Raw genomic sequence first — 12665 nt, forward strand, 5'->3', positions numbered from 1 at the left:
CCGCCGACGAATGCCGGTGTTGGTGGCGCGAAGGGCTGCGACAGCCCGGGGCGCGCGCCATGACACCGCGTTCGCCCGCGGCGGCCGAGGCCCGCACACGCGCCTTCCTCACCGAGCTGCTGGCTGCGGTGCCGATCGCACGCGGGCAGGGCACAGCCGCCGAGCGACTGGCTGCGCTCGAGCGTGCGGCGCTGTTCACACCGGTTTTCGCCGACTGGCCCACCCCGGTCGATGAGTGGCTGCAGGAAGGATGCCCGCTCGCCCGCGAACTCGGCCGGGCCGACGTCGTGGCGCGGCTGGAGCTGCGCCAGGCCGTCATCCACATGCGCCGGCTGGCGCTCGACGCCGCGCAGGCGGCGGTCGATGCGGTGCAGATCCCCGCCACCTCCCCGACCGCGGCCGCCGACACCGCCTGGCAAATCGCAACACAGGCACGCATCCTGGTGCGCCGACAGGGCTTCGACGCTGCCCGTGCCCTGCTCGCAACGATCACCCCGCCTCCTCGCGACACCTGGACGGCCTGGCTGCCGATCGTCGCGCGCGCCGAGCTCGAGGTCGAAGCAGCCGATCATGGCGCGGCCTCGGCCACCCTGCACACCGCACTCGAAGGCATGCCGGGCGAGCTCGTCGAGGAGCGCATCCAGTGCCTGCAGGCACTCGGCTTCGTGCTCGTGACACGCGGCGACGCACGCGCGGCGCGTCGCCATCTCGACCATGCACGCCACCTGCTGCGCGCCGCCGGGGCGTGGCCCGAAGTCATCCAGATGAACCTCGCGGTCGGCAGCCTGAGCGCCGCAGTGCGCGATCACACTGCCGCGCAGCGCATGTTCCAGGAGGCGGGCGAGCTGTGCCGGCGCCATCCGCGGCCGCAGCTGGAGGCCTTGCTGCACATGGGGGCGGCGCGCTCGGCCGCCGCCCTCGGGGCTTTCGATCTGGCAGTGGCGGCGGCGCTGGAGGCCGCCCGCCACTATGCCGCACACGGAAGCGTGGTGGGCTACGTGAGCATGGTGGTCTTCGTTGCCCGCCTGTACGCCGAGGCGAACCACCCTGCCGAAGCCTACCGGACCCTCGCCACCGGACTGGCGGTCGCCCGGCACCGCCGCTGGCAGGTCGTCGAGGACTTGCTGCGCACGCGCATCAAGCACCTGCGCGAGGACGTGGTCGGGGCCGAGGCGTTCGACGCGATGGTCACCGCAATGCTGGAAAAGCACCGGCAGACATCAGCGGGATCGACCGCAGCGCATTGACCTACTTGAATGACGAGGAGACACCATGACTTTCAAGTCTCGTCCGGATCGCCAGCCGCCCATCCATTCGGCAGACGCCAGGAACCCCGATCGGGACCACGGGCGGGGCGTCCCCCGCTTCCTCACGCTCGGGCGCACGACCCTGACGGCCCGCGCTGCGCGTGATCAGGGCCCCGAACAGGCGGCCGAGCAAGCCGCCCACGCCGCCCGGGAGGGCGGCACGTCGAGGACGTCATCGCTGATCGCGGCACCGGCGCCGGCCCATGCTGCCGCGCTACGCAGGGTCGCCGACAGGGCCGGGGCCGGCCAGCCCGCGCCACAGGGCGCGGGAGAGGCGCCAGGAATGACAGAAGCGCGCATCCACACCGACAGCCGCGCCGCGCAGCTCGCCGGCAGCCTCCACGCCAACGCCGTCACCCTCGGCCGCGACATCTTCTTCGCCCCCGGCCGCTACGCGCCGGGCACGCCGGCCGGCGACCGCCTGCTGGCCCACGAGCTCACCCACGTCGCCCAGCAGCAGGGCGAGCCGCGTGCGCTGCAGTGCGACCTGATGCAGAGCATGCCGGTGACGCTGGGCGTGTTCGAGATCGGCATGGCGACCCAGGCCGCGCCGCCGGGCCTGTCGGGCACGATCACCTTCCACCCCGACCCGAACGGCCCCTACTCGGCCGAGATCGGGCTCGTGCAGGCGGTCAATGCAACCGACGTCGCGGGGACGACGACGCCGGCCTCGGGCGCGCCGGTGGACTGGAACAACATGGTCGATGCCAACACCGGCGTCGCCGGCACCGAGGCCGGGCGCATGGAGCAGATGACGCAGGGCACGCCGGGCGGTGCGCCCGCGGGCTGGATGATCGACAACCTGCCTTCGGCCACCCCGCGCGGCGAAGCCGGCTCGCCCAACTACATCGAGCATTTCGGCATCGGTGGTGACAACCAGTACGGCTGGCTGCGCTCGCCGACCGACTTCGGCCCGGCCTCGCTGTTCGACTTCCCCAGCCTGTCCTTCGACAGCGACCTCGACTTCGAGACGGTGGCCAAGGGCACCGACAACCAGACCATCTACGGCGCGATCTCGTGGGGCTTCCAGATCCACGCCGGCGCCGTGCAGGGCGAATATGCCCATGTCGAGGACCAGGCCTCGCCGGTGTTCGCGGAGGCGCTCGAGCGCTTTCGCGGCTACTACGTGCACGAACCGGTGGTGCTGTACTTCGACACCAACCAGGACGTGCCGGTGGCGGGCGAGGACACCAAGCTCGCCGACATCCCCGACTACCTCAGCCGCTACCCCGACGTCACCGTCGGCATCCAGGGCAATGCCGACGTGCGCGGCAGCGAGGCGGGCAACATGCGGCTGTCGCAACGGCGGGCCGATGCGGTGCGCAACATGCTGCTGCTGGCCGGGATCGACCCCGGGCGCATCGCCTATGCCTCCGGCTTCGGCGAGACCGACATCTATTCCGAGCACGGCACGGCGCCAGGCGCACCGCAGCCGCGCGACGAGGGGCGGCTGCGCGCCAACCGCCGGGTGGTGATCGAGTTCTCGCACACGGTCTCCAACCACCCGATCGTGATGCCATGAGCGAGACCGAGCGGGCCCGCATCGAGGCCCTCGTCGCCACCATCGATGCCCACCCCGAGCCGCTGCACGCCGATTACACCGCCGAGGTGCGCGCCCTGATCGCCATCGGCCTGCCCAGCCTGGCGGCGGTGCTGCCCCTGCTGACGGCCGACGCCGAGCTCACCCGCCTGCGCGCGCAGCGCGTGCTGGAGGGCGTGACGCGGGCCTGGGCCGGAGCCTCGGGCCGGGACCGCGAGCGGCGGCGCGAATGGGAGGCGCTGTGGTTGCGCCATGGCGACTACGACTGGCGCGCGCCGGCCATGACGCGGGCGGCATCGGTGCGCCAGTGGCAGGACTGGCTGGCAGGGATTGGCGCGCAGTCGGCCGACGGCGGCGGGGGCGCCGCGGGCGACCAGTTCACGTAAACGTTCGACATGTAACGTCATTTGACGCCTCAAGCTGGGTCGTCCAGATTGAAAGACGCGCAGCGCACGCCTTTCATCCGCATTGCGTATTCACTTCAACTGGACCGCAGCCCCCCCGGCGCGAACCGCCCGGCGGAGGCTGCGCGGCGCCGCAACGGCAGGAGGCAGACGATGATCTCGGGCTCGGCACGCAAGGTCTCCTCCCCCCCGGCCGACGACCTGGGCGGCTTCGGCCTGCTCGGCAGCGCGCCCTGCTTTGCCGCGGCGATGGACCTGGTGCGGCGCTACGCGCAGACCAGCGCCCATGTGCTGATCCAGGGCGAGACCGGCACCGGCAAGGAGCTGGTGGCGCGCGCCGTGCATTACCTCGGGCCGCGCCGCTACAAGCCCTTCGTGCCGATCAACTGCGGCGCGCTGCCGGACAACCTGGTCGAGAACGAGCTCTTCGGCCACGCCCGCGGCGCCTTCACCGACGCGCGCGAGAGCCAGCTCGGGGTGGTGGGCGAGGCCGACGGCGGCACGCTCTTCCTCGACGAGATCGAGTGCCTGTCGCACAAGGGCCAGGTGGCCTTGCTGCGCTTCCTGCAGGATGGCCATTACCGCCCGCTGGGCGGGCGCAGCCTGGTGCAGGCCGACGTGCGCGTGATCGCCGCCAGCAACCGCGACTTCGAGGCCATGGTGCAGGAAGGCAGCTTTCGCCAGGACCTGCTGTACCGGCTGGCGATCATGGCGGTCACACTGCCGCCACTGCGTGCGCGCGGCGGCGACGTGCTGCAGCTCATCGAGCACTTCGTGCAGCGCTTCGCACGCAGCTACGCGCGACCGGCCCCCGTGCTCGACGCGCACTCGAGGCGCCAGGCCCTGGCCTATGCCTGGCCGGGCAACATCCGCGAGCTCGAGAACGTGGTGCACCGCCAGTTCCTGCTCGCCGACGGCGGCACCCTGCACCTCGAGCTGGGCGTCGACGACCGCCCCCGCCCTGCCCCCGAGCCGGCCGCCGAGGACCTCGCCGAGCTCGACATGAAGAGCGCCAAGGCCGCCGTCATCGCCCGCTTCGAGCGCGACTACCTCGAGCAGCTCATCGCCGCCACCGGCGGCAACGTGTCGGCCGCCGCCCAGCGTGCGGGCAAGGAGCGGCGCGCCTTCGGCAAGCTGCTGAAGAAATACGGCATCGAGCGCGACCGCTACGCCGGCTGAGCGCGCGCCGGGCGAGGCCGCCTGCCCTGCGGGTCGCCGCCTGCCGTTAAACTTCGGGCTTGTGCCGCCTGCATCCGCGGCGCCCCCCATGACGGACGCGCCACGGCCTGGCCCGGACGCCCGCCACCGAACGAAGCCCGCACGATGCCCCCGAGCAACCCCGCCGCCCTGCCCCGCGCCCTGGCGCTCGCCTATGCCCTGCTGGTCGCCTATGCCTGCCTGCATCCGCTCACCGGCTGGCGCGACAGCGGGCTGCCGCCGTTCGACTGGCTGTGGGCGCCGTGGCCGAAGTACTTCATCCTCGAGGACTTCCTGTTCAACATCCTCGGCTACCTGCCGCTCGGCTTCCTTGCCGCCGCGGCGCTGCCGGCGGGCTGGGGCTTCGGCCGCCGCCTGCTGCTGGCGACCCTGCTCGGCGGCCTGCTCAGCCTGGGGCTGGAGAGCGCGCAGAACTTCCTGCCCAGCCGCGTCGCCAGCAACCTCGACCTCGGCGGCAACGCCGCCGGCGCCTTACTCGGCGCGCTGCTGGGCGCGCGCTGGGGCACGGCCTTGTTCGGCCCGCAGGGCCGGCTGCAGCGCTGGCGCGCGCAATACGTGATCGCCGGGCGCAGCGGCGAAGCCGGGCTGGTGCTGCTGGCGCTGTGGCTGCTGGGCCAGCTCACCGCCACCGACCTGCTGTTTTCCACCGGCGACATCCGCAGCCTGCTCGGCATCCCGGCGCCGCTGCCCTTTCGCGCCGAGCGCTTCATCGCCTTCGACACCGCGGTCACGGCGAGCGCGCTGCTGGCGGTGGGGCTGTTCACCCGCTGCATGACGCGCGGCCTCAACCCGCTGCCGGTGCTGATCGTGCTGGGCCTGGGCGTGCTCGCCAAGACGATCGCGACGTGGACCTTCTTCGAGCCCGGCGCGCCGCTCGCCTGGCTCACCCCGGGCGCCGAGCGCGGCCTGATGATCGGCGCCGCCGTGCTGCTGCCCTGCCTGCTGCTGCCGCGCCTGGTCCAGCACGCGCTCGCCGGCGCCAGCCTGCTGCTGGCCACCGCGCTGGTGAACCTGGTCCCGGAGAACCCCTACCTGATCTACGACCGCCAGCTCACGGGCTTCAGCAACTTTCTGAATTTCCACGGTCTGACCCAGCTCGTCGACAGCCTGTGGCCCTATGTCGCCCTCGCCTACCTGTCAGCACTCGGGCTGTGGCGCGGCGAGCATCTCGCCGCTGGCGCCCGCCGGCGCTGACGCCACCTATAATCCGGGGGCCGCAGCGCCCGCGCGCGGCCCCCACCCCTCCCAGAGATACGGCATGAGTTACTTCAAACACCACGTCTTCTTCTGCTGCAACCAGCGCCCGGCGGGCGAGTCCTGCTGCAACGACCACAAGGCGAGCGAGATGCAGACCTACGCCAAGGAACGCACCGCCGCGCTCGGCCTCAAGGGCAAGGGCAGCGTGCGGGTGAACAAGGCCGGCTGCCTCGGCCGCTGCGACGACGGCCCGGTGATCGTCGTGTACCCGGACAACGTCTGGTACACCTACATCGACAAGGAGGACGTCGACGAGATCATCGACAGCCATCTGCGCCAGGGCCGCATCGTCGAGCGCCTGCGCCTGCCGGAGGACGCCGCATGAGCCGCCCGCTGCCCACCGAAGCCGCGCTGCTGCGCGGGCCTGCCGGCACCATCGACGTGCTGATCGACGCCCCCGAGACGGTGAAGGGCGTCGCCCTGGTGTGCCACCCGCACCCGCTGTTCGGCGGCGCCAACACCAACAAGGTCGCGCACACCCTGGCGCGCGCCTATCGCGACCTCGGCTATGCGGTGATCCGGCCCAACTTCCGCGGCGTCGGCAAGAGCGAAGGCGAGCACGACCACGGCGAGGGCGAGACCGAGGACATGTTGTCGGTGCTGACCTGGGCACAGTCGCGCTGGGGCAGCCTGCCGCTGGCGCTGGGCGGCTTCTCCTTCGGTGGCTACGTGCAGGTGCGCGTCGCCAACCGCCTTGCCGGCGGCATCGCCCCGCCGCGCCAGCTCGTGCTGGTCGGCATGGCCGCTGGCGCCACCACCGGTAGCGGGCGCAGCTACGACACCCCGGCGCTGCCGAAGAACATCCCGGCGCTGGTCATCCACGGCGAGAACGACGACACCGTGGCGCTCGCCAACGTGCTCGACTGGGCGCGGCCGCAGGAGCAGCCGATCATCGTCGTGCCGGGCGCGGACCACTTCTTCCACGGCAAGCTGCACCTGATCCGCGCGCTCATCGCGCGTAACGTCGATCCGGTCTGAGGCGAGGATACGAGCGCGCTCAGCCGCCACGCCCGGCGAGCGCGGTCCACTCCTCGATCGGCACCGGGCGGCCGAACAGATAGCCCTGGAACAGCTCGCAGCCGCGCGTGAGCAGCAATTCATGCTCGGCACGATTCTCCACGCCCTCGGCCACCACCTCGAGCTCGAGCGAGCGGCTCAGCGCCAGGATGGCGCGCACGATGGCCTCGCTGCTGGCGTCCTCGGCCATGCCGCGCACGAAGATCTGGTCGATCTTGAGCTGATCGAAGGGCAGGCGCTTGAGGTAGGACAGGGACGAATAGCCCGTCCCGAAGTCGTCGAGCGCCAGCTTCACCCCGAGCGCCTTGAGCGCCTGCATGCGCGCCACCGTGGTGTCGAGGTCGCCCAGCACCACGCTCTCGGTGAGCTCGATCTTGAGGCCGCTGGCGTCGATGCGGTGGCGCTCGATGGCCGCACGCACCTTGGCGACGAAGTCCGGCTGGTGGAACTGCTTCGCGCTCACGTTGACCGCCACCGTGTGCGTGCGCATGGCCGCCGCTTGCTGCCAGGCGTGTAGCTGCGCACAGGCGGTGTCGAGCACCCAGTCGCCGATCGGCACGATGAGCCCGGTCTCCTCGGCCAGGGGGATGAAGCTGGCCGGCGAGATCATGCTGCCCTGGGGGTCGAACCAACGCACCAGGGCCTCGGCGCCGACGATCCGCCCCTCACGATCGACCTGGGGCTGATAGAACAGGCGAAAGCCGCCCTCGACGGTCGCCCGGCGCAACCGCAGTTCGAGCGCGGCACGCGCGTCGACCATGGCCTGCATCGTCTCGCTGAAAAAGCGGATCGCGTTGCGCCCGTCCTCCTTGGCCCGGTAGAGCGCGACCTCGGCCTGCTTGAGCACGCCTTCGGCCTGCTCCGCGCACCCGGCGAAAACCGTGATGCCGATGCTCGGGGTGCTGCGGTAGGGCCCGCTCGCCAGGCCGAGCTCGCAGGGCGCGGTGACGGCCGCGTAGAGCTGCGCGGCAATGCGCTCGGCGTGGGCGAGCGCGCGCTCGCGGTCCGTGCCGAGGCCCTCGACGACGACGGCGAAGTCGTCGTCGCCCAGGCGCGCGACGGTGTCCTCCTGGCGCAGCGTGGCCTGCAGGCGGTGTGCCAGCTCACGCAGCAGGACGTCGCCGGCCTCGTGCCCCTGGGTGTCGTTGAGCATCTTGAAGTGGTCGATGTCGAGCAGCAGCACCATGCCGTGCGAGCCGCTGCGTGCGCTGGCGAGGATGGCCTGCTTGAGGCGGTCCCACATCAGGCTGCGGTTGGGCAGCCCGGTCAGGGTGTCGAAATAGGCCAGCTGCTGGATGCGGGCCTCGGCCTCGCGGCGTGCGGTGATGTCCTCCTTCACCGCGACGTAGTGGGTGACGCTGCCGTCGGCCTCCTTGATCGGGGCGATGGTGGCGAGCTCGAGGTAGCAGCTGCCGTCCTTGCGCGTGTTGTGGAACTCGCCTCGCCACACCTCGCCACGCCCCAGGGTGGTCCACAGGTCCTCGTAGGTCTCGCGCGGCGTGTTGCCGCCGTTGAGGATGCGCGGGTTGTGCCCGATCACGTCCTCGGCGCTGTAGCCGGTGACGCGCGTGAAGGCGGCGTTGACGTAGTCGATGCGCGCCTCGGTGTCGGTGATGAGGATGGGATTGGGGCTCTGCTCGACGGCCAGCGCGAGCTGGCGCAGACGCAGTTCGCCGCGGGCGATGCGCGCGCGGCTGCGCCGCAGCCCGGCCTGCATCAGCAGCAGCAGCGCCAGGGTCAGGGCGACCAGCGAGCTGGCCACAACGGCGGTCTGCCGCCACAGCGCAAACTGCTCGTCGACCGCGCGTCCGACGAGCACGAAGAAGGGATAGCCGTCGAGCGCTCGGAAGGCGTACACCCGCTCCACCCCGTCGGCCTCGGCCACGAAGCGCGCCACCCCCGCGGCCTGCCCGCCCTGGATCAGGCGAAAGGGCGGCAGATCGGGCGCCGCCTCGTTGATGCGCTCGGGGACGTTGGGCCAGCGCATCACCAGCCGGCTGTCTTCACTGCGCAACACGCTCACCACCCCCAGGCTGCCGGCATCGATGCCCGACAGCGTGGCCTCGAAATGCTGCAGGTCGAGCGCGATCGCCACCAACCCGCCGAACTCGCCCGCCGGCCCCAGCAGCGGCCGGTAACCGACCACCGCCGGCACCGTGGGCCCCTTGGTGAGCAGGGTCGGCGAGAAGCGGATGGCGTCCACCGGTGCCGCGCGGGCCTGCTGGAAATACGCGCGATCGGCGATGTCCCAGTCCCGCCCTGCCGCCAGGCTGCTCGCCCGCACCCGGCCCTGGTCGTCGACGATCAGGATCGCGACCGCCTCGGGGAAGGCCACCCCCAGTTGCTCGACGTGTGCTTGCAGATGCTCGAGCGCCTGCCCCCAGGCCGCCGAGCCCGGCGCGTGAACCGCGCCCGCCGCCTGGAAGTGCTCGCGCACGAACGCCGCGCTCATGTCGACCCGGCGCAAGGCCCCCTCGAGCTGGGTGGCGAGTACGGCCGCCTCATTGCTCGAGGACTTCTCGACGGCTTCCATGGTCGAGCGATGCGAAAACAGCAGGAAGGCCGCGAGCAGGCTGCCGACCAGGCCCACCACCACGAGGGCCTGGATCAGCTCAAGACGCGACTGACGGCGCGCGGCGGCGAGACGGGCGGGAACGGGAACCCGGTTCAAGCACTGCTCCAGAACAATGGATCAGAAGGATGGCGCACCACGCGCCGCAAGGACACGCCATCAGGGACGGCCGCTGTGCCGCCAGCCCGGGCCGGTTGCCAGTCCGCGAAGCACGCCGATTATGCCGTGGGCGGCCCTGCGCACACTGTCAAATCTCACGCCCGCGCGCGAAATGCGCCAGCACGCGCAGCCTGGCGCGACGGACCCACGATTTCCCTAATTCTGTCGACGGCGCGCGCGGCGTATGGTGCAGGCACGTTCCCGGGAGCCCACGCCGCCATGAAACTGCTCGCCTCGCTGACCAGTCCCTACACGCGCAAGATCCGCATCGTCCTCGCCGAGAAGGCGCTGCCCTTCGAGCTCGTGGTCGACTCGCCCTGGGAGGCCAACACCCGCATCCCCGAGCTCAACCCGCTGGGCAAGGTGCCGGTGCTGATCGCCGACAGCGGCGAGACCTTCTACGACTCGCCGGTCATCGCCGGCTACCTCGAGACGCTGGGCGCCGCCCCCGCGCTGCTGCCGGCCGATGCGCTCGACGCCGTGCGCGTGCGCCAGACCGAAGCCCTGGCCGATGGCGTGACCGATGCCGCCGTCACCGCCCTGCTCGAGTCGCGCCGCCCCGAAGGCGAGCGCAGCGCGCGCGAGATCGCCCGCCAGAAGGAAAAGATCGACCGCGGCCTGGCCGAGCTCGAACGCCGCCTCGACGACCGCCACTGGTTCAACGGCGGCGCCATGCAACTGGGCGACATCGCCGCGGCGGTCGCGCTCGCCTACCTCGACCTGCGCTTCCCGGACCTCGACTGGCGCGCACGTCATCCCGGGCTGGTGCCGTTTGCGGACCGGTTGTTCGAGCGCGAGAGCTTCAAGGGCACGCAGCCGCCGGCGGGGTGAGCGGTGAAGGGCCTGGCCCCAGCTCCCACAAACACGCACGGTAGCTGTGCAGCGGGTGGGGTGAGCAGATGAAAGCGCTCAGTCCCCTCAGCCCTTGTCAGTAATGATCCCGACACTGCGCGATCAGCAAGACCTCCCCTTCAACCGCATACACCAACCGATGCCGGTCATCGATGCGGCGCGACCAGAACCCCGCTAGCTGGTGCTTCAACGGCTCGGGCTTGCCGATGCCCGTGAAGGGATGCCGGCGGATGTCCTCGATCAGCGTATTGATCCGCTTGAGCTGCTTGCGGTCGGTCTCGTGCCAGTAGAGGTAGTCCTCCCAGGCGTGATCCGAGAACCTAGGCTGCATCGTCGGTCTCGATCAGCGCGCGCGGCTCGCCACCGCCTGCGCGCAACTGCTCCACGGATTCCATCAGGCGCTTCGCACCCTTCGGCGAACGCAGCAGATACGCCGTCTCTTCGAGCGCGTTGTAATCGTCCAGCGACATGATCACCACCGGTTTGCCGCGCTGCGTCGTCACCAGCACCGGCGCGCGGTCCTCGTTGACGCTGCGCATCACCTGCGCAAGGTGCGTGCGGGTGTAGCTGTAGGTCAGGGCTTCCATCATGTGCTCCAAGTTAAACTTTGTACAAACTTTAGCACAACCCTCACGCGCTCGCACCCCCGGGGCGGCGCGAGCGCGTGAGCAGATGAAAGAGCTGACCGCGGGATCTCCCTTCTACCCCCGCCCCTTCAACCACTCCGAAAACTCCGCCACCGTCAGGATCGGAGTCGGGAAATCCGGCTTGACTGCATGAAGGTCGCCGTCCCCGCTGACAAGCGCATCGGCCTCGGCGGCGAGGGCCAGCGCCAGGAAGATCAGATCGTCGGGGTCCCGAATATCCGGCAGCCCGTCAGGCCGCGTCTCGATGCCGACGGTCTCGACATGAGGCAGGAACTCGGCCAGTAGCGCCTCCTGCTCGTCGCGCGCCAGCTTGAACTTCGGGTAGTTGAGCACATGCAACAGCTCGCCGACCGTGTCGCGACTCGCCAGCGGCACACAGCGCCCACCCTGCCAGGCCTCGCGCAGCCAGGCGAAGCGGCCGCGGGAAAAGATCAGTGCCGACACCAGGCAGTTCGTGTCGAGCACGACGCGCGGCGGCGTCACGCGCGTTTTCTCGCCCAGGCAATCGCATCCTCGACGTCATCCTGCGTGATGCCGAGCGCCTCGAGCTTCGCCCGCACGGCATCGGCTTGCTGCAGCCGGACCGGCGTCAGCACGATCTTTCCATCCTGCACCGTGACGTCGTAGTAATCGGCTTCGCCCACGCGCTGGACGATGGCCTTGGGCAAGGTGACCTGGTTCTTGCTTGTCCGCTTGGCCAACATGATCGCCCCCGAAAAGTAATGAAGTAAGGAATTTCATTCTAGCCACTTCGCGACGGGAGAGCACTAATGCGGTTCGAAGGCGGCGCCCATGCTACGCAAAGCGGCCGACACACCTCCTTTGTCACATGTTGACAACCCGTTCCGGGGGGCTTGTCACATTCCGCCCTGGAATCGTGTCAAGTCGGCGGAACTGCGTCACGGGAAAGCGGGGTTTCGGGCCTGGCACGGGGTTTGCTGAAGGGTAGGCAAGCGGACTTTCCGTGGTTTCCCATCAAGGAGAACTGAAATGAAGAAGATGCAACAAGGCTTCACCCTGATCGAACTGATGATCGTCGTGGCGATCATTGGTATTTTGGCTGCGGTGGCACTGCCGGCGTATCAGGACTACACGCAAAGGGCACGCGCGTCCGAAATGATGTTAGCGGCAAGTACCGCACGTACTTGCGCGAGCGAGCGAGCACAAGTTAGCGGAGACCCGGATGATTGCGACACCGGTTTCGTTGCAACGAAGTATGCTAGCGCACTCAGTGTTAGTGATGCCGGTGTGATTGCGGTTACGGGCGCGGACGATTTGGCCGGACTGACCATTACTCTCACCCCCCGGAATGGTGCGAATGCTGCCACGGCTGCCAACTTCACCAGTGGCTTTACGATCACGGAGTGGGTGTGCACGGGGGCGGCGACGGGGTCAGCCAAGGCAAGCTGGTTGCCAGCAACGTGTAATTGAAGAAGCGGGGAGAGAAATATAGGGAAATAGGGGACAGACCCCAATTTCCCACCTGACCTAGCCTCACCCCAAAGCCCGCCGTGGTCCTGCCCGGCGGGCTTTCTGTTCCCCGTCGCGGCAGCGCCCTGCTCACCCGCCTCACTCCGCCTGCAAAGAAAATGGGGGACAGACCCCAATTTTGTTCGCGCTTCCTCTACTCGAACAAGGTAAGCGCTCACCCAGCGGCGTCGTTGCTACGCAGCGCGCCTTGAGATATCCGAG

At 69.7% G+C, this 12665-nt stretch carries 14 protein-coding genes; 9 read left to right on the forward strand and 5 right to left on the reverse strand.

Features of this window, described 5'->3' with window-relative positions; translation table 11 throughout:
- The first annotated feature begins 59 nt into the window (after positions 1 to 59).
- The 7 genes from PLC66_RS10360 to PLC66_RS10390 all read left to right on the forward strand — a co-directional run bounded on the left by PLC66_RS10360 (position 60) and on the right by PLC66_RS10390 (position 6704).
- On the forward strand, positions 60 to 1247 hold the full coding sequence (locus PLC66_RS10360) for a hypothetical protein (protein ID WP_324540042.1): 1188 nt from the start codon (positions 60 to 62) through the stop codon (positions 1245 to 1247).
- Positions 1248 to 1272: 25 nt separating this feature from the next.
- Positions 1273 to 2829 (forward strand): eCIS core domain-containing protein, encoded by a 1557-nt coding sequence (locus PLC66_RS10365; protein ID WP_324540044.1) that lies wholly within the window; start codon positions 1273 to 1275, stop codon positions 2827 to 2829.
- A complete protein-coding gene (locus PLC66_RS10370; protein WP_324540046.1) occupies positions 2826 to 3233 on the forward strand; it encodes a hypothetical protein in 408 nt (135 codons plus the stop codon). The genes PLC66_RS10365 and PLC66_RS10370 overlap by 4 nt, the downstream gene beginning before the upstream one ends.
- 171 nt (positions 3234 to 3404) lie before the next feature.
- Positions 3405 to 4430 (forward strand): sigma-54 interaction domain-containing protein, encoded by a 1026-nt coding sequence (locus PLC66_RS10375; RefSeq protein ID WP_324540047.1) that lies wholly within the window; start codon positions 3405 to 3407, stop codon positions 4428 to 4430.
- A 144-nt stretch (positions 4431 to 4574) separates the two neighbouring features.
- Positions 4575 to 5663 carry a VanZ family protein gene (locus tag PLC66_RS10380; protein WP_324540049.1) on the forward strand — a complete coding sequence of 363 codons (1089 nt, stop codon included), beginning with the start codon at positions 4575 to 4577 and terminating at the stop codon, positions 5661 to 5663.
- A 64-nt stretch (positions 5664 to 5727) separates the two neighbouring features.
- Positions 5728 to 6051 carry a (2Fe-2S) ferredoxin domain-containing protein gene (locus PLC66_RS10385; protein WP_324540051.1) on the forward strand — a complete coding sequence of 108 codons (324 nt, stop codon included), beginning with the start codon at positions 5728 to 5730 and terminating at the stop codon, positions 6049 to 6051.
- Positions 6048 to 6704, forward strand: coding sequence for an alpha/beta hydrolase (locus PLC66_RS10390; RefSeq protein WP_324540053.1), 657 nt, complete (start codon positions 6048 to 6050; stop codon positions 6702 to 6704). The genes PLC66_RS10385 and PLC66_RS10390 overlap by 4 nt, the downstream gene beginning before the upstream one ends.
- A 19-nt stretch (positions 6705 to 6723) precedes the next feature.
- Here PLC66_RS10390 and PLC66_RS10395 read toward each other — a convergent pair whose 3' ends face one another.
- Positions 6724 to 9414 carry a bifunctional diguanylate cyclase/phosphodiesterase gene (locus PLC66_RS10395; RefSeq protein ID WP_324540055.1) on the reverse strand — a complete coding sequence of 897 codons (2691 nt, stop codon included), beginning with the start codon at positions 9412 to 9414 and terminating at the stop codon, positions 6724 to 6726.
- Positions 9415 to 9693: 279 nt separating this feature from the next.
- Here PLC66_RS10395 and PLC66_RS10400 point away from each other — a divergent pair, with 279 nt between their 5' ends.
- Complete coding sequence (locus tag PLC66_RS10400; RefSeq protein ID WP_324540057.1) at positions 9694 to 10305, forward strand: glutathione S-transferase; 612 nt, start codon at positions 9694 to 9696, stop codon at positions 10303 to 10305.
- A gap of 97 nt (positions 10306 to 10402) precedes the next feature.
- Here the strand turns inward: PLC66_RS10400 and PLC66_RS10405 are convergent, their stop codons facing one another.
- The 4 genes from PLC66_RS10405 to PLC66_RS10420 form a co-directional block, all read right to left on the reverse strand.
- Positions 10403 to 10657, reverse strand: a complete 255-nt coding sequence (locus tag PLC66_RS10405; protein ID WP_324540059.1) for a Txe/YoeB family addiction module toxin — start codon at positions 10655 to 10657, stop codon at positions 10403 to 10405.
- Positions 10647 to 10913, reverse strand: coding sequence for a type II toxin-antitoxin system prevent-host-death family antitoxin (locus tag PLC66_RS10410; protein WP_004361138.1), 267 nt, complete (start codon positions 10911 to 10913; stop codon positions 10647 to 10649). The genes PLC66_RS10405 and PLC66_RS10410 overlap by 11 nt, the downstream gene beginning before the upstream one ends.
- 114 nt (positions 10914 to 11027) lie before the next feature.
- Positions 11028 to 11456, reverse strand: coding sequence for a putative toxin-antitoxin system toxin component, PIN family (locus PLC66_RS10415; protein WP_324540062.1), 429 nt, complete (start codon positions 11454 to 11456; stop codon positions 11028 to 11030).
- Positions 11453 to 11677 (reverse strand): AbrB/MazE/SpoVT family DNA-binding domain-containing protein, encoded by a 225-nt coding sequence (locus tag PLC66_RS10420; RefSeq protein ID WP_270069065.1) that lies wholly within the window; start codon positions 11675 to 11677, stop codon positions 11453 to 11455. Before PLC66_RS10420 ends, PLC66_RS10415 begins: the two co-directional genes overlap by 4 nt.
- Before the next feature lie 286 nt (positions 11678 to 11963).
- Between PLC66_RS10420 and PLC66_RS10425 the strand changes: the two genes are divergently transcribed.
- Positions 11964 to 12404: a pilin gene (locus tag PLC66_RS10425; protein WP_324540066.1), complete on the forward strand. Its 441-nt coding sequence runs from the start codon at positions 11964 to 11966 to the stop codon at positions 12402 to 12404.
- Positions 12405 to 12665 lie beyond the last annotated feature (261 nt).

It is taken from the genome of Thauera sp. (assembly GCF_035444905.1).
Taxonomy (GTDB): domain Bacteria; phylum Pseudomonadota; class Gammaproteobacteria; order Burkholderiales; family Rhodocyclaceae; genus Thauera.

Bases quoted from the DNA above. Each gene is read 5' to 3' on its own strand.
- PLC66_RS10360 (WP_324540042.1), top strand. From the start codon at position 60: ATGACACCGCGTTCGCCCGCGGCGGCCGAGGCCCGCACACGCGCCTTC.
- PLC66_RS10365 (WP_324540044.1), top strand. From the start codon at position 1,273: ATGACTTTCAAGTCTCGTCCGGATCGCCAGCCGCCCATCCATTCGGCA.
- PLC66_RS10370 (WP_324540046.1), top strand. From the start codon at position 2,826: ATGAGCGAGACCGAGCGGGCCCGCATCGAGGCCCTCGTCGCCACCATC.
- PLC66_RS10375 (WP_324540047.1), top strand. From the start codon at position 3,405: ATGATCTCGGGCTCGGCACGCAAGGTCTCCTCCCCCCCGGCCGACGAC.
- PLC66_RS10380 (WP_324540049.1), top strand. From the start codon at position 4,575: ATGCCCCCGAGCAACCCCGCCGCCCTGCCCCGCGCCCTGGCGCTCGCC.
- PLC66_RS10385 (WP_324540051.1), top strand. From the start codon at position 5,728: ATGAGTTACTTCAAACACCACGTCTTCTTCTGCTGCAACCAGCGCCCG.
- PLC66_RS10390 (WP_324540053.1), top strand. From the start codon at position 6,048: ATGAGCCGCCCGCTGCCCACCGAAGCCGCGCTGCTGCGCGGGCCTGCC.
- PLC66_RS10400 (WP_324540057.1), top strand. From the start codon at position 9,694: ATGAAACTGCTCGCCTCGCTGACCAGTCCCTACACGCGCAAGATCCGC.
- PLC66_RS10405 (WP_324540059.1), bottom strand. From the start codon at position 10,657: ATGCAGCCTAGGTTCTCGGATCACGCCTGGGAGGACTACCTCTACTGG.
- PLC66_RS10410 (WP_004361138.1), bottom strand. From the start codon at position 10,913: ATGGAAGCCCTGACCTACAGCTACACCCGCACGCACCTTGCGCAGGTG.
- PLC66_RS10420 (WP_270069065.1), bottom strand. From the start codon at position 11,677: ATGTTGGCCAAGCGGACAAGCAAGAACCAGGTCACCTTGCCCAAGGCC.
- PLC66_RS10425 (WP_324540066.1), top strand. From the start codon at position 11,964: ATGAAGAAGATGCAACAAGGCTTCACCCTGATCGAACTGATGATCGTC.